At 61.0% G+C, this 21,140-nt stretch carries 16 protein-coding genes, 1 tRNA gene and 1 pseudogene; 11 read left to right on the top strand and 7 right to left on the bottom strand.

The features are described from left to right. Positions 1-4: 4 nt before the first annotated feature. Positions 5-1,531: an AAA family ATPase gene (locus tag WMO64_RS05660; RefSeq protein WP_294519492.1), complete on the top strand. Its 1,527-nt coding sequence runs from the start codon at positions 5-7 to the stop codon at positions 1,529-1,531. 63 nt (positions 1,532-1,594) lie between these two features. Here the strand turns inward: WMO64_RS05660 and WMO64_RS05655 are convergent, their stop codons facing one another. The 3 genes and pseudogenes from WMO64_RS05655 to WMO64_RS17110 form a co-directional block, all read right to left on the bottom strand. Next, positions 1,595-5,287, bottom strand: a complete 3,693-nt coding sequence (locus WMO64_RS05655) for an exo-beta-N-acetylmuramidase NamZ domain-containing protein (RefSeq protein WP_349231311.1) — start codon at positions 5,285-5,287, stop codon at positions 1,595-1,597. Positions 5,288-5,571: 284 nt separating this feature from the next. Next, a complete protein-coding gene (locus tag WMO64_RS05650) occupies positions 5,572-6,051 on the bottom strand; it encodes a DUF554 domain-containing protein (protein WP_349231310.1) in 480 nt (159 codons plus the stop codon). Between the two features lie 73 nt (positions 6,052-6,124). Next, positions 6,125-6,220: pseudogene (locus WMO64_RS17110) on the bottom strand (hypothetical protein); the annotation flags it as partial. A gap of 139 nt (positions 6,221-6,359) precedes the next feature. Between WMO64_RS17110 and WMO64_RS05645 the strand changes: the two are divergent. Both WMO64_RS05645 and WMO64_RS05640 read left to right on the top strand, forming a co-directional pair. Beyond that, positions 6,360-7,895 carry a putative polysaccharide biosynthesis protein gene (locus WMO64_RS05645; protein ID WP_349231309.1) on the top strand — a complete coding sequence of 512 codons (1,536 nt, stop codon included), beginning with the start codon at positions 6,360-6,362 and terminating at the stop codon, positions 7,893-7,895. A gap of 94 nt (positions 7,896-7,989) precedes the next feature. Then, complete coding sequence (locus WMO64_RS05640) at positions 7,990-8,655, top strand: peptidoglycan recognition protein family protein (RefSeq protein WP_349231308.1); 666 nt, start codon at positions 7,990-7,992, stop codon at positions 8,653-8,655. 71 nt (positions 8,656-8,726) lie between these two features. On the opposite strand, the gene WMO64_RS05635 is transcribed toward WMO64_RS05640, so the two are convergent. Next, positions 8,727-9,602 carry a pyridoxamine kinase gene (locus WMO64_RS05635; RefSeq protein WP_349231307.1) on the bottom strand — a complete coding sequence of 292 codons (876 nt, stop codon included), beginning with the start codon at positions 9,600-9,602 and terminating at the stop codon, positions 8,727-8,729. 681 nt (positions 9,603-10,283) lie between these two features. Here WMO64_RS05635 and WMO64_RS05630 point away from each other — a divergent pair. Both WMO64_RS05630 and WMO64_RS05625 read left to right on the top strand, forming a co-directional pair. Further along, positions 10,284-10,368 (top strand) — tRNA-Leu (locus WMO64_RS05630). Positions 10,369-10,561: 193 nt separating this feature from the next. After that, positions 10,562-10,774: a hypothetical protein gene (locus tag WMO64_RS05625; RefSeq protein WP_294519508.1), complete on the top strand. Its 213-nt coding sequence runs from the start codon at positions 10,562-10,564 to the stop codon at positions 10,772-10,774. A gap of 195 nt (positions 10,775-10,969) precedes the next feature. On the opposite strand, the gene WMO64_RS05620 is transcribed toward WMO64_RS05625, so the two are convergent. Continuing rightward, positions 10,970-11,473: a GreA/GreB family elongation factor gene (locus tag WMO64_RS05620; RefSeq protein ID WP_294519511.1), complete on the bottom strand. Its 504-nt coding sequence runs from the start codon at positions 11,471-11,473 to the stop codon at positions 10,970-10,972. A gap of 224 nt (positions 11,474-11,697) precedes the next feature. On the opposite strand from WMO64_RS05620, the gene WMO64_RS05615 reads away from it, so the two are divergent. Together WMO64_RS05615 and WMO64_RS05610 are read left to right on the top strand one after the other, a co-directional pair. Then, complete coding sequence (locus tag WMO64_RS05615; protein WP_349231306.1) at positions 11,698-12,726, top strand: LacI family DNA-binding transcriptional regulator; 1,029 nt, start codon at positions 11,698-11,700, stop codon at positions 12,724-12,726. A 267-nt stretch (positions 12,727-12,993) separates the two neighbouring features. Beyond that, positions 12,994-15,936 (top strand): glycoside hydrolase family 3 C-terminal domain-containing protein, encoded by a 2,943-nt coding sequence (locus tag WMO64_RS05610; protein WP_349231305.1) that lies wholly within the window; start codon positions 12,994-12,996, stop codon positions 15,934-15,936. A gap of 71 nt (positions 15,937-16,007) precedes the next feature. Here WMO64_RS05610 and nifU read toward each other — a convergent pair whose 3' ends face one another. Together nifU and nifS are read right to left on the bottom strand one after the other, a co-directional pair. Continuing rightward, entirely contained in the window at positions 16,008-16,445 is a 438-nt protein-coding gene (gene nifU, locus WMO64_RS05605) for a Fe-S cluster assembly scaffold protein NifU (protein ID WP_349231304.1), read from the bottom strand. Positions 16,446-16,463: 18 nt separating this feature from the next. Further along, positions 16,464-17,657, bottom strand: coding sequence for a cysteine desulfurase NifS (gene nifS / locus WMO64_RS05600; protein ID WP_349231303.1), 1,194 nt, complete (start codon positions 17,655-17,657; stop codon positions 16,464-16,466). A 228-nt stretch (positions 17,658-17,885) separates the two neighbouring features. Here nifS and WMO64_RS05595 point away from each other — a divergent pair, with 228 nt between their 5' ends. The 4 genes from WMO64_RS05595 to WMO64_RS05580 all read left to right on the top strand — a co-directional run bounded on the left by WMO64_RS05595 (position 17,886) and on the right by WMO64_RS05580 (position 20,874). Beyond that, positions 17,886-19,019, top strand: a complete 1,134-nt coding sequence (locus WMO64_RS05595) for an AI-2E family transporter (protein WP_349231302.1) — start codon at positions 17,886-17,888, stop codon at positions 19,017-19,019. 279 nt (positions 19,020-19,298) lie between these two features. Further along, positions 19,299-19,559 (top strand): hypothetical protein, encoded by a 261-nt coding sequence (locus WMO64_RS05590; RefSeq protein WP_349231301.1) that lies wholly within the window; start codon positions 19,299-19,301, stop codon positions 19,557-19,559. 96 nt (positions 19,560-19,655) lie between these two features. Continuing rightward, positions 19,656-19,916, top strand: a complete 261-nt coding sequence (locus WMO64_RS05585) for a hypothetical protein (RefSeq protein WP_349231300.1) — start codon at positions 19,656-19,658, stop codon at positions 19,914-19,916. Next, positions 19,897-20,874: a hypothetical protein gene (locus tag WMO64_RS05580; RefSeq protein WP_349231299.1), complete on the top strand. Its 978-nt coding sequence runs from the start codon at positions 19,897-19,899 to the stop codon at positions 20,872-20,874. Before WMO64_RS05585 ends, WMO64_RS05580 begins: the two co-directional genes overlap by 20 nt. Positions 20,875-21,140 lie beyond the last annotated feature (266 nt).

The following is a 21,140-nucleotide window of genomic DNA, read 5'->3' as shown; positions in this document are numbered from 1 at the left end:
CCTGATGAAGGGTTCCATGACCGCTGCGGCGGTACACAAGCAGTATGAGGAGGGCATCTCCGCCCTCCGGCGTCAGATCGGGGACGGGGCGCTGCGGCAGCGCTTTGCCGCCGAGGCGGACGCCTTTTTCCGCGCCTGCGCGCTGGGCGTGTGGGGCCGGGACGGCAACGCCCTCACCCCCCGCCACGTGGAGTACTACAACGCGGTGTACACCAAGGGGAATCCGGTGCCCTCCATTCTGTTCTGGGAGCTGTCCTCCGCGGTAGCGGAGTACCCCGGCTTTCAGCCTCCCGGCTTCTTTGCCCGGATGCGGGCCAGCGACAAGGTGTCCGGCGGAAAGCTGTCCCGCCGGTTCGTGGACCTGATGACCCTGATGCTGCTGCTCTTCGCGGCGGTGGACGACATCGTCAGCGAGGAGGAGGCCGGGTTTGTCAACCACTGCGCCGACACCCTGCTGGCCCTGTGCGACCGGGACGGTCTGAAGGGGGACAAGGCCCCTCTGGACGTCAGCGACTTCATCACCCGCCGTCCCGCCGCCCCCAAGCCGGACACCCCCTCCCCCGCCGCTCAGGGTGAGGGCGCGCCCCAGGCCCAGTCCTCCGCCCAGCCCAGGGAAGAGGCGGAGCCCGCCCCCAGTCTGGAAGAGCTCCTGGCTGAGCTGGACAGCCTGTGCGGCCTGGAGAAGGTGAAAAAGGACGTCAAGAGCCTGATCAACCTGGTCAAGGTGCGCAAAATGCGCCAGGAGCACGACCTGCCCGTGCCCCCCATGAGCCTGCACCTGGTGTTTATGGGCAATCCGGGCACCGGCAAGACCACGGTGGCCCGCCTGCTGGCCAAGATCTACCACGCCATCGGCGTGCTGTCCAAGGGCCAGCTGGTGGAGGTGGACCGGTCCGGTCTGGTGGCCGGATTTGTGGGCCAGACGGCCATCAAGACCAGCGAGGTCATCCAGAAGGCCCTGGGCGGCGTGCTCTTCATCGACGAGGCCTACGCCCTGGCCAACCAGGACTCCCCCAACGACTTCGGCAAGGAGGCCATTGAGGCCCTGCTCAAGGGAATGGAGGACCACCGGGCCGATCTGATCGTCATCGTGGCCGGGTACACCGAGCTGATGAGCAACTTTATCAACGCCAATCCCGGCCTGGAGAGCCGGTTCAACAAGTATTTCTACTTTGAGGACTACAACGGCGGCGAGCTGATGGAGATCTTCCGCTCCATGTGCAAGAAGAACGGCTACACCCTGGACCAGGAGACGGACAAGTTTGCCGCCGAGGGCTTTGCCCAGCTCTACGAGGAGCGGGACGAGAACTTCGGCAACGCCCGGGACGTGCGCAACGTCTTTGAGCGGGCAGTGGCCCGCCAGGCCGACCGGGTGGCGGCCATGGAGAACCCGGGCAAGGAGGACTTGATGGCCATCACGGTCTCCGACCTGGAGGAGGATGACGAGCCGGAGGAGACCCCCGGCCAGGCCATCGCCCGGGACGCCGCCCCCCTGCCTACGGAAGACGGCGGCACAGGTGAGAGATCTTAAGACAGGATGAAACGGGGACGGGCCTGACGGCCCGTCCCCGTTTCATCCTATGCTTGATTTTACTCAGGCCTTCTCAGACACAAAGTTCTGGAGGATCTGGGCCACCTCGGCCCGGGTGGCGGTGGCGGCAGGCATCAGCTTTCCGTTGCTGCCCTGCACCACGCCGGCGCCGCAGGCCCACTGGATGGCGGCGGCGGCGTAGGGGGAGACCTGGTCGCCGTCCTGGTAGGCGGACAGGTCGGCGGCGGCGGACACGTCCTGGCCCTTGTACTTGGCGTAGCGCCACAGCATGGTCACCAGCTGCTCGCGGGTGATGCTGTCGTCAGGGGCAAAGCGGCCGTCGGAGTAGCCGTCCACGATGCCGTTGGCCTTGGCCCAGTACACCGCGTCGGTGTACCAGCTGCCAGCGGCCACGTCGGGGAACTGCTGGGCAGGGATGGTCACAGCGGGCTTCTTCTCCATGTTGTAGAGGATCTGCGCCAGCATGGCCCGGGACAGGTTGTCCATGGGTCCGAACTTGCCGTTGCCGTAGCCGTTCATGAGGCTGTTGGTCAGGACATAGTCGATGGCGTCGTGATACCACAGGGAGGTGTTCACATCGCTGTAAGCGGTGCTGGGGCAGTTGTCGCTGTGGTCGCCCTGCTGGGCGGTGAACACGGCGGCAACGGTCACGTTGGACGCGGGCATGCGGAAGGTGTACTTGCCGTCCTTCTCGGTGACGGTCACCGCGCCGCCCTTTCTGTCGGTGACGGTCAGGCTGGAGAGCTGGTAGCCCTCATCGGCGGCGACGGTCAGGGTAACGGTGCTGCCCTGGGCGGCCCAGGCGGGCTGAGCCTTCACGGTTCCGTTGGCCGCTTTCTCCACGGTCACGGAGTAGGTGGTGACGGTGGGGACGTCAGGGATGCCGGGCGTCTCCTCCTTGTAGATGAGGTACTGCTCACGCTTGGCGCCGAAGGCGTCCAGACCGGCCTGGAACTTGGCGCGGATCTCGGCCACGGTCTTGCCGGCCTTGATGTCGTCCTTCATCCAGGTGTTGCCCACCGTGTTGTCGAACTCAGCGGTGAACATCTGGGCGGTGTCGTCGGGGAAGAGCTTGTTGAGGGTGGTCAGGATGGTCAGGGCGGTGTCCACGGGGGAATAGGCGTGCTCATCGGCGATGTGGAGCTGGGCGCCGTAGCAGGCCTTGTTGGGGTACTTGACGGCAGCGGCCTCCGTGGTGTTGTTCCAGGGGGTCATGGCCGCCATGCGGAAGTGGACGCCGGGAAGGCCGGCCTCCTTGAGGGCGGTCACGAACTCGGTCATCTTGGGCTGAATGAAGGGCGCGCCAAAGAACTCATAGGCCTTGGTGGTGCCCCAGCCGGAGCACATGCCCTTCTGGTCGTCGGCGGAGGCGGCCCAGTCGCCGGTGCCCTCCAGCCAGCCGATACCGGCGTAGGTCAGCAGGGTGGTGGCAGTGGGGATCTTGGGGTCGGACATGACGAACTGCAGGCCGGTCTCATCGTAGTACATCTCCCGGTCCCAGTTCTCCATGGGGATCACGGTCAGGTCCAGCTTCTCCAGAGAGGCGCCGGAGGCGTGGCCCTCGGCCTTGATCATCTCCGCCAGCTCGCCCAGGGTCATGCCGTAGCGAGTGGGCAGGGCGTAGCCCTGGCCCATGGTCTCGCTCTCCCAGACGGGGCCGTCATAGGTATCGCCGCCCAGGGGGTTGGGCCGGTCCAGCACCACAAAGGGCACGCCGTTCTCCGCACAGGAGAGCATGCAGTCCGCCATCAGGTACACCCGGGAGTTGGCGCGGGTGCCGGAGTCCTGCATGTCAAAGAGCAGGATATCCACGTCCTTGAGCTGCTCGGCGGTGGGGCCGTTGTCGGTCAGGCGGTAGACAGGCAGGCCGGTGCCCTTCTGGCTGACCGGGCTGTCGGTGTAGCTGCCGGCTTCGGAGGTCTGGAACTCTCCCCGCAGGCCGGTGCCGGTGCTGAACAGGGTGGTCAGGTTGACGCCGTTGGCGATCAGGGTGTCCGCCAGGTGGTTCAGGTCCTTGTCCACGCTGGTCTGGTCGGCCACCAGGCCCACTTTCTTGTCCTTCAGCAGGTCCATGTGGTTGGCCAGCAGGTTCTCATAGCCCAGGGTGACAACGGGCTGGGCGGTGGTGACCGGCGTCTTGTCCGCGGGAGTGTCGTACTCCTTCATCAGGTACTTGTCCCGGATGGTGAGATAGTCGGCCATCTCGGTCTTCATGCGGGCCAGCATCTCGTTGGTCTTGGCCAGGATCTGCTCCTTGTCCGCCCCCTTGGGGAAGGCCTGGATCTCCTCCCGGACCCAGCTCACACCCACGCGGGTGTCCACCGAGTTGGGCATATTGAAGGCCTCGGCGCCCTCGCCGCCGTACATGGTCTGGAGGGTCAGGAACAGGGCCACCTGCATCTGGATGGGAGAGCAGGCCCGCTTGTCGGTGATGTGGATCTGGACGCCGTGGGAGAGCTGGTTGGTATAGCTGGTGGGCGTCTGGTTGGCGCTGTACGTGGTGATGGAGGCCGCCCGGAACCGCACCCCGGGCAGCTCCAGCTCGTTCATCCGCTGGGCCAGGTCGATGGGGTCGATGTAGGGGGCGCTGATGAGCTCAAAGGCCTTGGTGGTGCCGCGGCCCTCATTGATGGTGGGGCCCTCAAACCAGACGGTACCGGTGTAGAGCAGGGCCGCCTCCCAGGTGGGCATATTGGGGGAGGGCAGGATAAAGCCCATGCCGGTCTCATCCCAGTACATATCCCGGGTGTACCCCTCGCAGGGGATGACGGTCAGGTCGCAGTCGGCCAGGGAGATCTTGTTGGCCATGCTGGGGTCGTCCCAGTTCCAGTCGGCGGGGGCAGTGGTGGTCGCGCCGTACTCATTGGCGGTGCTGCCGGGAGCGCCGGTGGTCCAGTAGTTCTTGTATCCCTCGCCCTGGTACAGCTTGGCCAGCTCGCCCATGGTCAGGCCGTAGCGGGAGGGCAGGGGGTAGCGGCTGATGCCGCTGGCGTTCTCCGGGGTGGTCATGGTGCCCTCCACCACGCCGCTGCTGATGGTGCTGGGCCGGTCCAGGACGATGAACTCCACATGGTGGTCCTCGCCCTTGGCCTCGTAGTACCTGTTGGCCTCCACGCAGGCGGTCATCACGTCGGCCAGGGTGTACATGTAAGTCCAGGTCTTGCTTCCGATCTCCTGCAGATCGAACAGGATCACGTCCACGGGCTCATACCACTTGCCGTTGTTGCCGGTCAGCATGGCCATGGTGGGCCGGCTGGGGCTCTTGGGGTCGGTGAACTCCGGGTCCAGAGGCGCCGGGTTCTCAAAGCCCATGTCGTTCAGGTGCTCGGCGATGGTGCCGCCGGCATAGAGGCTCCAGGCGGGCAGGCCGGTGGTGGGGTCCTGGAAGTGGGGCACCGCGGCGCCGGCCTGATAGGCGCCCCGCACGCCGTGCTCACCGCCGAACAGGCACACCAGATTGATGTCCGGATCGGCGGCCAGCTTGTCGGCCATGTGGTCCATGTTCTTGTCCACACACACCTGGTTGGTGACCAGGGCCACATTCTTTCCCTTCAGATGCTCTTTCCAGGTCTCACTCTCCAGCAGCACCTCGGCGCCGATCTTTACGCCGTCCGTACTGCTGCTCTTCGTCTCCGCGGTTGCTGAGCCGGCAGCCGCGGCGCCCGGGGCAAAGAGGCTCATGCTCAGTGCCGCCGAGAGGACCAGGCCCAGTATCCTTTCCCATTTGCGTTTCATGTTCTTTCCGCCCTTTTCTTAGAGTTTGGCTCCCGTTGCGGAGCACTCACATACTATCTCACCGGGCGGATTGTATCAATAAGTTTGGGCCTTTTCGAAATTTAGTACCGTGCATCGGAATTTTCCGGCCTTTTATATGCAAATTATCGAAACATTTCCGATAATTCGCCGCACGTTTTATTCAATTTGTACATCCCTCCATCGGGTAGGCTTATGCGCCGCCATACAGCAAGGGAGCGGATGGAATGGCCTCCATCCGCTCCCTTCTCTCTGAAAAAAACATCTCACCCCATAAGCCCGCCGATCAGGCCGGCCAGGGGAATATACCCGATGGGCAGGAAAATGGCGGGCAGCATGTTGCCCACCCGGATCTTCTCCTTGGGCAGGCCCAGCATATTCAGGCCGATGCCCACGATGATGGTGCCGCCCACGGCGTTCATCTCGGTGACCACCGCCGGGTCCATCCCCTGTCCCACCAGGGCGAAGATGAGGGTCAGGCCCCCCTGGTAGAGCAGCAGCGGGATGGCGGAAAAGGCCACGCCCACCCCCATGGCGGCGGCAAAGGTGATGGCGGTGACGCCGTCGATGACGCCTTTGGAGATGAGGATGTCGTACTTGCCCAGCATACCCGCCTGCATGGAGCCGTTGATGGCCATGGCCCCCACGCAGAAGAGGACCGAGGCGGTGACAAAGCCCTCCACAAAACGGCTGTTGTTGTCCCCCCGGATCAGCTTCCGGCGGAGCAGATCCCCCAGGCCGTCCATCCGCTGTGTCCGCCGTACCCACCATGCCCGAGATACCGATACCCAGCACGCACAGCCTCAGGGCGCAGGTGAGGATGGAGGCGAACCGGGCGCTGATCCTGTTCTTGAACACCAGGCCTAGGGCGCTGCCCAGCAGGATCAGCGCCACATTGATAATGGTAGCCAGCATGGATTTTCCCCCGTTTGCTTTTACACTTTACATCAATAGCTTTTTTATCATACGCCCTGATCTGCCGTTTGTCAAAATGTTTCTGCCCTCATGTCCCCCTTGTCCCGTGAATAAGCTATCCAGGAAGGGGGCGTGAACCTTGAAACTCAACCGCTCGTCCATGCTGTACGGCACACTGGTGCTCACCCTCACCAGCATCATTTCCCAGGTGCTGGGGTTCGTGTACCGGATCTTTCTCTCCCGCCTCATCGGCGCGGAGGTGATGGGCCTCTACCAGCTCATTATGCCGGTGTACTCTGTGATCATGTCCCTCACCGCCATCGGGCTGACGGTGGCGGTGTCCAACCTGTCGGCGGAGTACCAGGCCCTGGGCAACCCCAGGGCCGTGGTCCAGCTGCTCCGAAAGGCCCTCACCGCCTTTCTGGTGCTCTTTGCCCTGGTGGCGGGGGTGACCGTCCTGCTGTACGACCCCATCTCCGTCCACCTGCTGGGGGACGCCCGCACCCAGCTGGGCCTGCTGCTGCTGCTCCCCTGCATCCTCCTCACCGGCATCGAGAACCTCCACAAGCACTACTTCTACGGCACGGGCAACATCCGTCCCCCCGCCGCCGTGGAGCTGACCGAGCAGCTCATCCGCACCGGCGCGGTGCTGGGCCTGCTGGTGCTGCTGCTGCCCCAGTATCCGGAGCGGGTGGTGGGCATCATCGTGGCGGGCATGTGCTGTTCCGAGCTGTTCTCCTCCGTCACACTGGTGATCCTCTTCCGGCGGCACATGGGCCGCCCTTCCGCCCTGGCCGGTCCCGGCGAGGAGCCCCGCCGCCTCTCCCGCCGGATGGGCGCCATCGCCCTTCCCATCGCCGCCACCGCCCTGCTGGGCAACCTGATGGGCTCGGCCAACGCCGTGCTCATCCCCCAGCGGCTGGTCCACGCGGGCATGGACGTGTCCGCCGCCATGAGCGCCTTCGGCGTACTGTGCGGTATGACGGTGCCCATGCTCTGCCTGCCCACCGCCTTTATCGGCGCCATGGGGCTGGTGCTGGTGCCCAAGCTGTCCCAGAGCGTGGCCCTGGGCCGGATGGACGAGGTCCGCCGCCGCATCCACAAGGCCCTGCTGGCCACCTCCGTGCTGGTCATGCCCGCTCTGGCCATTCTGGTGGTGCTGGGACCCACCATCGGCGTCTATCTCTTCCGGGAGGCCACCGTGGGCCGGTACATGGTCCCCCTGTCGGTGGGGGTGCTGCTGTCCTGCTACCAGTCGGTGCTCTCCGGCGTTCTCAGCGGCATCGGCCGCCAGGCCGCAGCCGCCCGCAGCTCCCTGCTCTGCGGCGGGGTTCAGCTGGGGTGCACCTGGGTGCTCATGGGCCTGCCCGGCGTGGGGCTGGGAGGCTACGTGGCCGGATTCGTCCTCAGCTCCGCCCTGGGCGCCCTGCTCAACTACTGGGAAGTCTCCCGCCGCACAGGCTTAAAATCGCGTCTCTTCCAGTGGTGCACCGCCCCCGCCCTGTCCGCCCTGCTCATGGGGCTGGTCATCAACCTGCTCTTCCGCATCCTGCTGGACGCGGGTATGGACAGCGCCGCCGCCTGCCTGGCGTGCATCCTGTTCGGCGGGGTCCTCTACCTGGCCGCCCTCTCCGCCCAGGGCGTCCGCCCCTCCCGGCTGTTCCGGCTCAGATAACGTTTTTCTGACAAATTTCCTCGCTCTTGTCCTGCCGCCCCGGTTTGTGCTATGATATTCATCAGCACCAACACACCGCCGGGAGGCATATACCATGAACAGCACCATGCAAAAACCGTCCAACTCCACCCGCCCCAGACTGCCCAGAGAGCTGCGGCTGCCCGCCGTACTGGCCGCCGTGGTTGTGATCCTGCTGCTGGTCCGCGCCGTGCTGTCCGCCCTTGCGCCGGGCGGCCCCAGCGCCGCCGGGACGCTGCCGGATGAGGTCCCCGACGCGCCGGAGTGGGTGACCCGGGAGCTGCTGCCCATCAACCAGTACTCCCGCCCTGGGAAAAAGCTGACGGCCGTCAACGGCGTGGTGGTCCACTACACCGGCAACCCAGGCACCACTGCCGAGCAGAACCGGAGCTACTTTGCCGGTCTGGCCGAGACCGGCGAGACCTTTGCCAGCAGCAACTTTGTCGTCGGCCTGGACGGGGAGATCCTGGAGTGCGTACCCCTGGACGAGGTGGCCTACGCCTCCAGCCAGCGCAATTACGACACACTGTCCATCGAGGTCTGCCACCCGGACGACACCGGCGCATTCAACCAGGCCTCCTATGACGCCCTGGTCAAGCTGGTCCAGTGGCTGATCGACACCTACCACCTGGACCGGGACCAGATCCTCCGCCACTACGATGTGACCGGCAAGGAGTGCCCCCGGTACTATGTCCAGCATCCCGAGGCCTGGGAGGCCTTTCTGGACGATCTGACGTTTTAAGCAAAACACGGGCCTGCCGGGAGAAGTCCCGGCAGGCCCGTGTTCGATTCCGCATACGCGTTCGGCGGTCTCTACAGCGCCTCTCTTGTGACTGCGGGCAGGGCTCCCCCGGCAGTGAGCAGCCCCAGCAGGCCCTCGAACTCCACGCCCTCCAGCGGAGGCGTGGCCAGAGCCAGGGTGCGGCTCACGCACTGCTGCACAAAGGCCGCCGCGTCCGCCGCCGCCTGCCCCAGAGACGCGCCCCGCAGCAGGCCGCCCAGCAGCACCGCAGCGAAGAGATCTCCTGTCCCGGGGAAGCTGCCCTGCTCCCGATGGGTCAGGGCCAGCTCCATTCTGCCGGTGGCGTGGTCCAGGCTGGCCGCGCCCACCTGTTCCCCGCCGCCGGATACGCCGGTGAGCACCACCGACCGCCTGCCCTCCAGGGAGAGCCGCTCCAGCCAGGTGCGGACGGTCTCCCGGTCCGGAGACGCCTGGTACTCCTCCCCCAGCAGCAGGGCCGCCTCGGTCAGGTTGGGGGTGATCACGTCCGCCTGGGCGGCCAGGTCCCCCATCCGGGCACACAGATCCGGCGTGCAGGTCCGGTAGGCCCGGCCGTGGTCCCCCATCACCGGGTCCACCAGCACCAGGGTCTTCTCCCGCCGGAACCGCCAGATGGCGGTCTGGAGCAGGCCGATCTGCCGCTCCGAGCCCAGAAAGCCGCTGTATATGGCGTCGGGCGCCACCCCCAGCTCCGCCCAATGGGCCGCCACCCGGCCCATCTGCTCCGTCAGGTCCAGAAACACCGCGTGCTCCGACGCCGGAAAGGCCGTGTGGGCCGAGAGATAGGCCGTCAGCATGGGGTTGCACTGGCACCCCATGGCGGAGAGCACCGGCAGGATCACCGTCAGCGAACACCGGCCTACGCCGGACATATCATGGACTGCCGCCACCCTGGGCGCGCGCTTCATATGCCTCACATCCTCGCCGCCGGAGCCTCCGGCGTTGTTTTCATTTTCTGCGTTGGATACCATTATAGTGTGTTTTCCCCTCCGGTTCAATTGACAATTTTGCCGCGCAATGCTAAAATACCTCCAGTTCCTTTGTCTCTTTTCCTGGCAGCAGCAAATTTCAATACGCAGGTATGGCGGAATTGGCAGACGTGCAGGATTTAGATATTGTCACCTCAGTAAAATCTTTTGAAAACAGATATCTTTAACGAGGGGGTAATGTTAATGGGAGACCTAATAAAGCAGAAGGCTAAATTGCCAACACGACCTGCAAAGAGTCCCGATAAGACGGAAACCTGGGCAGGAAAACATACGGCTCGTGTTACTCAAATCTTTAATCAATCAGATGGCTCCACAGTCAAGACAACAAGAAAAATCAACAAAGATGGAACCATAACAGATAAAGTCGAACACCGTCATAAGTAACAACATTCTTTTGTTTTATGCCTGTAGTCTAAGCTGCGTGTTTGTACTGTAGCTTTTAGCCTTGCGGATTTCTATGTAGTAACGTCATTTCCTTATTTTCAATAAAGGCAAAAGGCAGACAGCCCACCCTGTCACCTGTTTTTATTGACGCGGATCAAGCATAACGCACCGCCTCGGGCGCCCCTCCCCGAGTAAAAATAGAGGGGAACTAAATACGCGGGTATGGCGGAATTGGCAGACGTGCAGGATTTAGGTTCCTGTGCCGCAAGGCGTGTGGGTTCGACCCCCACTACCCGTACCAACTCGCCGCAAGCGATGCATCGCTTGCGGCGAGTATTTTATTTTACGGTAAACCGTATTCCACATCCCCATAGGCGTACGGCACACTCCGTGTACCGTATAAGAGCTCCCTCTGCGGCTCACACCGGCCCCGACCGGCGCATAGCATGGACTGCGGCCCATCTTCCACCGGGCCGCCGGAAAGGAGGCGCGCCATGGGTACGCTCTGGCAGAAGCGGCTTGCCAGCCTTTTATGTGTAAAAAGTCTTGTGACTCTGGTGCTGACAGTGGTTTTCGCTTTCTCTGTCCTTACGGAGCGGATCTCCGGGCAGGATTTCCTGACTGTATTCTCCGTTATCATCGCCTTTTACTTCGGCACGCAGAGCGAGCGGCTCAACGGTATGCTGGGCGGCGGGCAGGACAGCTGAACCGCCCCCGCAACAGCAGAAAACGGGTCCGCCATACGGCGGACCCGTTTTCCTGTGTGTGTAAGAAAAGAGAGGGAGGAGGGAAAACTTCTGTCATCTGCTGACACTAAGAGAATACCATGTTTTCCCCGCAAAATATTGACTATTTTTTAAAGAACCTGTGAACAAATTGAAAACAAGTCCGGGCAGAAACGCTCAGAAACGATTAAGGGGCACGGAGCCGTCGTCTTCCCCCTTCTCGATGGCCTTCACCACCGCGTAGTAGCCGTAGTTGTCGTTGACCTTGATGTAAAACCGCTCCCCCACATGCCTGCCCAGCAGGGCGGCGCCTACGGGAGACTCCTTGCTGATGCGGCCGTGGAGGGCGTCCTGCCGCATGGTGGTGACCACCTGGTAGGTCTCGGTCTCGTCGTCCTCCTCCAGGTAAACCGTGACCTTGTCGTAGAGCCCCACCGTATCCGGCGCGGCCTGGTCGGAGATGACCACCGCGGTGCGGATCATGTTCTCCAGGAACCGGATGCGGCTCTCGTTCCGGTTTTTCTCCTGCTTGGCCGCCTTATACTCAAAATTCTCGCTGAGATCGCCAAACCCCCTGGCCTCCTTTACCGCCTCCAGCAGCTTGGGCCGCAGGGTGATCCGCCGGTAATCCAGCTCCTCCCGCATCATCTGGAGATCCTTCCGGGTCAGTTCGTTGTGCATTTCGCCGCTTCCTTTTCATGGTTTTTCTCCGTCCGGCGTCGGGCCGTGGCCGGCTGCGCGCGCCGCTTCCGTGCCCCCGATTATAGCACATTCCGCTCCCGCGGTCAAAGACCGGCATCCACTTTCCCGTTGACAAGTTTCAACCCGTTCTTATAAAATATAGGTTATGTAAATTTCTATCTGACGGACGATATCCTTTTCTCCGCCGCCTCAGGAGGACTCCCATGGCAACCATCAAGGAAATCGCACGACTGGCGGGCGTCTCCCGCGGCACTGTGGACCGCGTGCTCAACAACCGCCCCGGCGTCAAGCCGGAGACCGCTCAGGCCGTCCGGAACATTATGGAGGAACTGAACTACCGCCCCAATCTGGCGGGAAAGATCCTGGCCGCCGGCAAGCAGCGTCTCAGGCTGGGCTTTCTCATTCCGGACGGGCCGGAGTTTATTTTTTATCAGGACATCCTCCGCTCAGCCCGGAAAAAGGCGGCGGAACTGGAGGATCTGGGAATCGAGGTGCTTTTCTACCTCATCTCCTCTCTGGCCCCCCAGGCCCTGGCCCCGGTCCTGGAGCAGATCCAGGCCGACGAGCTGTCCGGCCTGGCCCTGAACCCCTCCGGCAATCCCCAGCTCCTGGCCCTGGCCCGCTCCTTTGCCGACCGCCATGCCCCCGTGGTGTTCTACAATATGGACGAGCCGGGAGAGCCGCGGCTGTGCTATGTGGGCTGCGACTACCGGAAGGCGGGACATGTGGCCGCCGGGCTGTGCGCCATGGCCATTGGCGGCGTGGGAACCGTGGCCATGATCACTATTTTCACCGCAACAGTCCCCAGCTTCGCGGAGCGGGCCGACGGCTTCATCAGCGAACTGCGGCAGAACTACCCCGGCATCCATCTGCTCAACGGCGGCGCCCCCACCGTCTTTTTCCACAACGATTACTCCGCCGTCCACCAGCTCTTCCGGGACCATCCGGAACTCAGCGCGGTTTACATCGTCAATCCGGGTGACTTCTCCGTCTGCCGCGAGGCCAAGCGGGCAGCCGGCGACCGCCCCCTGCGCATCATCACCAACGACCTGGTTCCCGCCCAGCGGGAGATGCTGCGGGAGGGCGTCATCACCGCAACCCTGGGCCAGCAGCCCGAGCTCCAGGGCTCCCTTCCCCTCCAGCTGCTCTATGAGGCCCTGGTCTACGGCACGGCCCCCTCCTCCAGCTGCCTCTATACCCAGCTGAATATTTACCTGCCCCAGAATGTGTGACCTCTCCCGGCCTGACCTTTTTTCCGCGCTTTTTCCTCGCAGCACCGTCTGCGCCTCTCCCCATCCGGCGGCGGCGTTCTTTATATTTTTCCTGAAATTTACTTGGTATTTTTGTGTAAAAGAGATAATCTTGTTTCAGCTATTCCGCCGATATTGACAGCAGCCCAGAATGTTATTATCATATATCCGCAATGTGCCCGGGCACGTTTTTTTAGTCTATTGTAATGTGCTCGAGCACGAACAAAGGACTGTGAGGAGAGGAACGGAATGGAAAATGCACGGCAGAAAAAGCCCATGAGCAACAAATCCTTTGTCCGCATCTGGACCATTGTGCTCGCTGTTGTCCTGGTACTGGCCCTGGCGCTGAATATCGCCCTGGGTATTTTCAGCAGCTATGTGGACAACTATCTGGGCGGCGGGACCTTTACCATCGTCAACGCCGAGGGCACTGAGAGCTGGGACACCCAGTACGCCAAGTCTGACTATGCCTCCGCTGACGAGACCAACGCCGCCGCTGCGGATATGGTGGTGGAGCTGGAGCAGGAGGGTATCGTGCTCATGAAGAACAACGGCGCCCTGCCTCTGGATCTGTCCAGCGAGAGCAAGGTGACCCTGCTGGGCCGGGACGCCGCCGACCCGGTGTACGGCGGCTCGGGCTCCGGTTCGGTGGACGCCTCCACTGCCGTGGACGCCAAGTCCGGTCTGGAGAACGCCGGCTTTGAGGTCAACGGCACGGTCTACGACCTGCTGTCCGCCTACGCCTCCGACAGCAGCCACCCCAAGGCCAACATCGTGATGGACAAGCCCGACGAGTCCTCCTACTACATCGGCGAGATGCCGGTGGAGAACTACACCGACGAGGCCGTGGCCAGCTTTGCCTCGTACAACGGCGCCGCCATCGTGATGATCGGCCGGGGCGGCGGCGAGGGCGGCGACCTGGCCCGGGACATGGAGGGCTGGGACGACAACTATGTGAAGGGCCAGCACCAGCTGGAGCTCAACCAGGACGAGAAGGACGTCATTGAGCTGGCCAAGGCCAACTTTGACAAGGTCATCGTCCTCATCAACGCCTCCACCACCATGGAGCTGGGCATTCTGGAGGACGACCCCGACGTGGACGCCATCGTGTGGATCGGCTCCCCCGGTCAGACCGGCTTTACCGCTGTGGGCCAGGTGCTCTCCGGCGAGGTGAACCCCTCCGGCAAGACCGCCGACCTGTGGGCTGCCGACTTCACCAAGGACCCCACCTTTGTCAACTTCGGTTCCTATCAGTACGAGAACGTCACCACCGACACCTCCACCTGCAACGGCTACTTCGTGCAGTATGAGGAGGGCATCTACGTGGGCTACCGGTACTACGAGACCGCCGCCGTGGAGGGCTTCATCGACTACGACCAGGCCGTTGTCTACCCCTTCGGCTACGGCCTGAGCTACACCACCTTTGACTGGGCCGTCACCAACCAGGAGCTGGGCGGCGTGGACGGCAACATCACCGTGGACGTGACCGTCACCAACACCGGCTCTGTGGCGGGCAAGGACGTGGTGGAGCTCTACTACTCCGCCCCCTACTATGCCGACCGGGGCATTGAGAAGTCCAGCGTGGTGCTGGGCGACTTCGCCAAGACCGGCCTGCTCCAGCCCGGCGAGAGCGAGACCGTCACCCTGACCCTGGCCGTGGAGGACATGGCCTCCTACGACTACAAGACCGAGAAGGCCTATGTGCTGGATGAGGGCGAGTACACCATCACCCTCCAGTCCGACTCCCACACCGTCAAGGAGGGCTGCGAGCCCATCTCCTACACCCTGTCCTCCCGCACCGTGTTCAGCGGCGACAACCACCGCTCCTCCGACCTGGCCGCCGTCACCAACCAGTTTGACGATGTGTCCGCCATGTTCACCGACACCCCCACCGAGGGCTACGCCCTGAACATGAGCCGCTCCGACTTCGCCGGCACCTTCCCCACCGCGCCCGTGGGCGCCGACCTGGTGGCCAGCGACGAGATCGTGGCCGGGTACAACGCCTATGATCCCTCTCAGCACCTGGATGACAGCCTGACCATGCCCACCACCGGCGCGGACAACGGAGTTTCCCTCATCGACCTGCGGGGTAAGGACTATGACGACCCCCTGTGGCAGGACCTGCTGGACCAGCTGACCGTCCAGGACATGCTGACCGTCATCCTCACCGGCGCTTACCACACCGAGATGGTCCAGTCGGTCTCCAAGCCCAACGCCGTGGACCTGGACGGCCCCGCCGGCATCAGCCAGTTCATGGGCGGCCTCCACGGCACCGCCTACACCTCTGAGGTGGTCATCGCCTCCAGCTGGAACAAGGGTCTGGCCTACCGCATGGGCGTCATGGTGGGCAACGAGGCCCTGTCCATGAACGTCAACGGCTGGTACGCCCCCGCCATGAACATGCACCGCTCCCCCTTCGCGGGCCGCAATTTTGAGTACTATTCCGAGGACCCCGTCCTCTCCGGCGCCATGGGTACCGCCGTGGTCTCCGGCGCCCAGAGCAAGGGCGTGTACTGCTTCATCAAGCACTTCGCCCTCAACGACCAGGAGAGCCACCGCACCGACGCCGGCGGCGCCCAGGGCGTGGCCAGCTGGGCCAACGAGCAGGCCATCCGTGAGATCTACCTCAAGCCCTTTGAGATGACCGTCAAGGACGGCGGCGCTGAGATGACCTACATCTCCGACGAGAACGGCACCCTGTCCACCAAGTGGCTGGCCCCCCTGGCGGTGATGAGCTCCTTCAACCGCATCGGCACCACCTGGGCCGGCGGCTCCAAGGCCCTCATGACCAATGTGCTCCGGAACGAGTGGGGCTTTGTGGGCTACGCCATCACCGACTTCAACCTGTACAATTACATGTACCCCGACATGGGCGTGGCCGCCGGCACTGACCTGATGCTCACCTTCACCCCCATGAAGAGCATAGCGGACACCACCTCCGCCACCTCCGTCACCAACATGCGCAACGCCATGCACAACATCCTCTACACTGTGGCCAACTCCAACGCCATGAACGGTATCGCCCCCGGCGCCGAGATGGTGTACCACATGGCCACCTGGCGTGTGGTGCAGATCGCCGTGGACGTAGTGCTGGGCGTGCTCTACGTGGCCGCCATCGCCTGGGTGGTGGTCCGTGTGAAAAAGCACAAGAATGACCCTGTGGACGCGGCCGACACCGCCCCCAAGGCCTGATCTTCCATCCTTCCAAGACAACGAAAAAACCGGCACACACGTGAAGTGTGTGCCGGTTTTTTATCGTCCGCTCAGTGCTCGTGGCCGCAGCCGCCGCAGCACCCGCCGCAGGCAAAGCCCTCCACAGTCTCAGGGTCCACGCCCTGCTTCTTGTAGTAGTCCGCCAGGGCGGCCTTGATGGCCTCCTCGGCCAGCACGGAACAGTGGAGCTTGTGTCCGGGCAGGCCGTCCAGAGCCTCGGCCACCGCCGCGTTGGTCAGCTGCATGGCCTCGGCCACCGGCTTGCCCTTGATCATCTCGGTGGCCATGGAGGAGGACGCAATGGCCGAACCGCAGCCAAAGGTCTTGAACTTCACGTCGGTGATCACGTCGTTGTCAATCTTCAGGTACATCTTCATGATGTCGCCGCACTTGGGGTTGCCCACCTGGCCCACGCCGTCGGCGTCGGGGATCTCGCCCACGTTGCGGGGGTGCTCAAAATGGTCCATGACCTTCTCGGAATACAGCATATCTTGTCTCTCCTTTTCTCACTCGTCCAGGTCCCAGGTGGGCCGGCCGGTCTCCTTGTCCCACACGGGGGACATGTCGCGCAGGTAGGTCACCGCCTTGGGCACCTCCCGCAGGATGGTATCAACGTCTTCTTCGGTGGTCTCCCGGCCCAGGCTCAGGCGGAGGGAGCCGTGGGCGATGGCGTGGGGCAGGCCGATGGCCAGCAGCACGTGGGAGGGGTCCAGGGATGCGGAGGAACAGGCGGAGCCAGAGGAGGCACAGATACCGGCCCGGTCCAGCTGGAGGAGGAGCGCCTCTCCCTCCACGCCCTCAAACACCAGGGACGCGGTGCCGGGCAGCCGGTGGTCCCGGGCGCCGGTGACACGGCTGTAGGGCAGGGCGGACAGGCCGTCCAGCAGCTTGTCCCGCAGGGCGGACAGACGGCGGCTCTCCTCCTCCAGGCCGTCCACCGCCTCCCGGAGGGCGGCGGCCAGGCCCACGGCGGCAGCCACGTTCTCCGTGCCCGACCGGCGGCCCTTCTCCTGCCCGCCGCCGTGGATGAGGGGCGGCAGCCGGAGGGGCTTGCGCATGTAGAGCACGCCGATGCCCCGGGGGCCGTAGATCTTGTGGCCGGAGAGGGACAGCAGGTCCACCTTCCAGTCCTCCACGTTGACCGGGATATGGCCCACGGCCTGGACCGCGTCGGTGTGGAAGAGCACCCCCGCCTCCCGGGCGATGGCGCCGATCTCGGCGATGGGCTCCACGGTGCCGATCTCGTTGTTGGCCGCCATCACGGAGATCAGGATGGTGTCCGGCCGGATGGCCGCCTTCACGGCGGCAGGGTCCACCCGGCCCTGGCTGTCAACCGGGAGATAGGTCACCTCATAACCCTGCTTCTCCAGCCACTGGGCGGTGTGGAGCACGGCGTGGTGCTCGATGGCGGTGGTGATGATGTGCTTTCCCTTCTTCTGCCGCAGCTCCGCCACGCCCTTCAGGGCCCAGTTGTCCGCCTCGGTGCCGCCGGAGGTGAAGTAGATCTCCTCGGGCTTGGCCCCCAGACAGGCGGCGATCTCCGCCCGGGCCCGCTCCAGGTCGCTCTTGGCCTCCTGGGCGAAGCGGTAGAGGCTGGAGGGGTTGCCGTACTGCTGCTGGAAATAGGGTGTCATGGCCTTCAGAGCCGTATCGGAAAGGGCCGTGGTGGCCGCGTGGTCGGCATAGATCAATCTGGTCATGGATATACTCCTCTCAAAGGCTGATTTCTCAATCCTTATAATTCCTATCTGTTTACTATGATTATAAGAACACCGCGCCAAAAAGTCAAGCCCTTTCGAAAATTTTCTCACCCGCGCCCGTTTATTTCAGCCGCCGCCATTTCTTAACCAAACTTTAATTGACTTGCTCCGCGCCCCAATGGTATATTGAGCTTACCCTTGCAAATCCTTCCGACTGGAGCGGACAGAATGGATAAGAAATTACTGAAAAGCATTCTCCTGATCATCACATACGCGGTCCTCCTGGTACTCTTTATCATCCAGTTCAACGAGGTACGCAACCTGTTCTGGACTGTGCTGGGCCTGTTCCAGCCCCTGTTCATCGGCTTTGCCATCGCCTTTGTGCTCAACCGGCCCTGTCAGCTCTTCTCCCGGCTCTACGACCGGGGACTGGGCAGGACAAAGGCCAAAAACCTCTCCAGGCCTTTGGCCGTGCTCACCTCCTACCTTCTCCTGTTCGTGCTCATCATCGCCTTTTTCTCCCTGGTGCTCCCCAAGCTGGTGGACAGCATCCAGCTCTTCCTGAGCAGCATCAACGGCTACATGCTCAACGTGCAGAAGTGGCTCAATGAACAGGAGTGGCTCTCTCCCCTCTTCTCCTCCCTCCATCTGGAGAATCTGAATCTCTCCACCTTCAGCGACCTGATCAAGGGGGCCCTCAACGGCGTGGTGGACACCCTGACCACCGCCGTGCCCCAGCTGCTGACCATCACCAGCAACATCATCTCCATCGTGGTCACCGGCTTCCTGTCCATCATCTTCTCGGTATACATGCTCTCGGGTAAGGCCACCCTGCTCTCCCAGTGCCGCCGGGTGCTCAAGGCCTACGCGCCGCCCAAGGTGGAGGCCTGGGTCACCGACGTGGTCCACCTGACCGCCAATACCTTCACCGCCTTTGTCAGCGGACAGCTCATTGAGGCCTGCATTCTGGGCGGCCTCACCGCCCTGGGCATGCTCTTCATCCAGGCCGACTACGCCCCCCTGATCGGTGTCATTGTGGGCGCCACCGCCCTCATCCCCATGGTGGGCGCGTTTTTGGGCGGGGCGGTGGCCGCCGTGCTGCTCATCATGGTCTCTCCGCTGAAAACCCTGATCTTCCTGATCTTCCTTCTGTGCCTTCAGCAGTTCGAGGGCAATGTCATCTACCCCCGGGTGGTGGGCAGCAACGTGGGTCTGCCCGCCATCTGGGTACTGGCCGCCGTCACGGTGGGCGGCGGACTGTTCCAGTTCGTGGGTATTCTGGTCAGCGTGCCGGTGGCCTCGGTGCTCTACACCCTGCTCCGTCGGGATGTTCACCGCCGGCTGGGAGAATCCAAGGTCTGATAAAAAAGAATCCGCACACGCTGTGCGTGTGCGGATTCTTTTTTATTTTTGCTTCGATGTTGTATTCCCAGTTATAAAACTTGAATTTAAAGTACCATTATCTGCGGTATGTTCCAGCATTGGTACGCACTCCGGATTTCGGACCGGTGTGCCCCAATGTCATATTTTTTGACCGTCTGTGACGTATATCCAAAAGATAGAAAATCAATTTTCCTCATTTTCATGTTTGCGGAATCGTGATAAAATTAAGATCAAATAGCTGGAACAGGAGAGGACGATATGATTGATAAAACTGATTGGAGGTTGACTCGGCAAGGAGATTATTTGTCCGGGAAAACTTTATACCATAGAAAATGGAAAGCACGTTCCAGCAAATGGGATCATGAGCATTGTGTTTTTTGTTGGGAGAAATTTTCTGCTATTGATGGAACGCTGCATGAGGGTTATGCAACACAGGACGGCTATTATTGGATTTGTCCCAATTGCTTTCATGACTTCAAGGCTATGTTTGGATGGACTGTAATAGAAGACACAGAATGAGTTTGCCTGAAAAATAGAGTTTTGGGGCGTTTTGTGTGTCTTTCCCAGTATTAAGAAAGCACACAAGGCCGCCTAAGCTTACAAAGGAGAGGAAATATGACAAAGAAATTTTCAAAACTCCTCTGCAGAGCTATCATCGCATCTGTTTCATTTGCGATGCTCCTGTCAACTGTTCCATGGGCCTGTGCCAGCGCTCTGTCTGAAAACAGCATCAATCAGTCAGCGGGAACAGCAACTGGCTATATTTATTTAGAAGGGAAAGCAATTTCAAATACCCCTCATATCCTCACTCAGGGTAGCGATATAGAAACGCTCATACCCATCGGTATTTTATTGAATGAAAAGCATTGGCTGTGAATTTGAATCCTTCTCTCCTCAAACGGAGAACACATTCTGTTTCAAAGGCAATGAGTATGTTCTGACACTAGCGCCTTTAGGGATAGATCAGCGTAAAGTCCCTTATGAAGTATCTCAGATGCCGTTGGACAATGGCAAATACTACGCCTCTATTTTCCTGAGCCGACCTTACTACAATGGCGTTGGCTTATATTCGCTCTCGCTGGAGGAAATTCTGCTCTCCGATGATTGTTCTCTGTTACCAGGGCAAAATGATCCGTTTGCGGAATATGCTTATCCGCATTTTACCTATGCATATGTAATTGAAAATATAATATATTTCAATAGTGATGCAGTCGAACTATTACTGAAATGCTTTGGTTATCAATCAGAGTGGTCTGCAGAGGATAGTAGGCTTTATGTTGGGAAAATCCAAATGGAGGCTCTTGACGCTGACGCATGGGCTGCCATAGAAGTTGAGATGGCCCTCCAGGAAGGACTTCTGTATAGTCAAGATATTTCATATCAAGGCGATATTACAAAACTATTTTTTCTTGAATTGTTGGATAACGCCTATCAACGGATCCAGAATGAAAATTTGCCTCAATCCTTATTGATAGAACTCATTAATATGTTCAAATTTCAGGATTCCAGTTATCTTTCACGTGGAGAAGCCTTTCTTATCATAGACCATCTAATACAGTATCAGTATCCTGAACTACTTGTAGAGGATGCAGAGATGCACAGTGTCTTTTATCCAGACGAGTTTTCATCAATTGAGGAGCATGACGCAGCTGAGCAGCTTCATATGCTCGGAATATTAAAGGGAGTTGGTACGGTTTATTCAGAAACGGTTTGTGCGAAACCTGAAAAATTACTGACTTGTCAAGAAGCTATTTGTTTTATATACAGACTGTTATCTTGGCAACGACGAGACTATTCCCTGAGCAAGATGCCGAACTTTTTCTATACCTCCTGAACAGATAACCCTGCATCTGTCTTGGCTCACCCCACTCTGGGAACACAACAGAGCGCCGGAGGCTCTCTATAAAATACTTGGCCGCTGCAATCTGGCAGCGGCCTCTTTCTTCGCGCTTCTTCCCCACACACTCCGCTTTGCCGGACTTGCGGGGGTAGTGTCAAAAATTTTTCGCACTTTGGTTTACATACTCTGGCGTGAATGAAATCAGCCAGCAATGGAGGTGTCCTCAAGAGCCGCCTCCAGGTGCTTCATGTTCATGTACT

It is taken from the genome of Pseudoflavonifractor intestinihominis, from assembly GCF_040096055.1.
In the GTDB taxonomy this organism is placed as follows: Bacteria; Bacillota; Clostridia; order Oscillospirales; family Oscillospiraceae; genus Pseudoflavonifractor; species Pseudoflavonifractor intestinihominis.
The sequence above is the reverse complement of the archived record's forward strand: the minus strand, read 5'-3'. Positions and strand labels throughout refer to the sequence as shown.

Excerpts from the sequence above, each read along its gene's own strand:
- WMO64_RS05620 (WP_294519511.1), bottom strand. The coding sequence starts at position 11,473 with ATGCACAACGAACTGACCCGGAAGGATCTCCAGATGATGCGGGAGGAG.
- WMO64_RS05610 (WP_349231305.1), top strand. The coding sequence starts at position 12,994 with ATGGAAAATGCACGGCAGAAAAAGCCCATGAGCAACAAATCCTTTGTC.
- WMO64_RS05595 (WP_349231302.1), top strand. The coding sequence starts at position 17,886 with ATGGATAAGAAATTACTGAAAAGCATTCTCCTGATCATCACATACGCG.
- WMO64_RS05590 (WP_349231301.1), top strand. The coding sequence starts at position 19,299 with ATGATTGATAAAACTGATTGGAGGTTGACTCGGCAAGGAGATTATTTG.
- WMO64_RS05585 (WP_349231300.1), top strand. The coding sequence starts at position 19,656 with ATGACAAAGAAATTTTCAAAACTCCTCTGCAGAGCTATCATCGCATCT.
- WMO64_RS05640 (WP_349231308.1), top strand. The coding sequence starts at position 7,990 with ATGAACAGCACCATGCAAAAACCGTCCAACTCCACCCGCCCCAGACTG.
- nifS (WP_349231303.1), bottom strand. The coding sequence starts at position 17,657 with ATGACCAGATTGATCTATGCCGACCACGCGGCCACCACGGCCCTTTCC.
- WMO64_RS05650 (WP_349231310.1), bottom strand. The coding sequence starts at position 6,051 with ATGGACGGCCTGGGGGATCTGCTCCGCCGGAAGCTGATCCGGGGGGAC.
- nifU (WP_349231304.1), bottom strand. The coding sequence starts at position 16,445 with ATGCTGTATTCCGAGAAGGTCATGGACCATTTTGAGCACCCCCGCAAC.
- WMO64_RS05655 (WP_349231311.1), bottom strand. The coding sequence starts at position 5,287 with ATGAAACGCAAATGGGAAAGGATACTGGGCCTGGTCCTCTCGGCGGCA.
- WMO64_RS05660 (WP_294519492.1), top strand. The coding sequence starts at position 5 with ATGAAGGGTTCCATGACCGCTGCGGCGGTACACAAGCAGTATGAGGAG.
- WMO64_RS05615 (WP_349231306.1), top strand. The coding sequence starts at position 11,698 with ATGGCAACCATCAAGGAAATCGCACGACTGGCGGGCGTCTCCCGCGGC.
- WMO64_RS05580 (WP_349231299.1), top strand. The coding sequence starts at position 19,897 with ATGAAAAGCATTGGCTGTGAATTTGAATCCTTCTCTCCTCAAACGGAG.
- WMO64_RS05625 (WP_294519508.1), top strand. The coding sequence starts at position 10,562 with ATGGGTACGCTCTGGCAGAAGCGGCTTGCCAGCCTTTTATGTGTAAAA.
- WMO64_RS05635 (WP_349231307.1), bottom strand. The coding sequence starts at position 9,602 with ATGAAGCGCGCGCCCAGGGTGGCGGCAGTCCATGATATGTCCGGCGTA.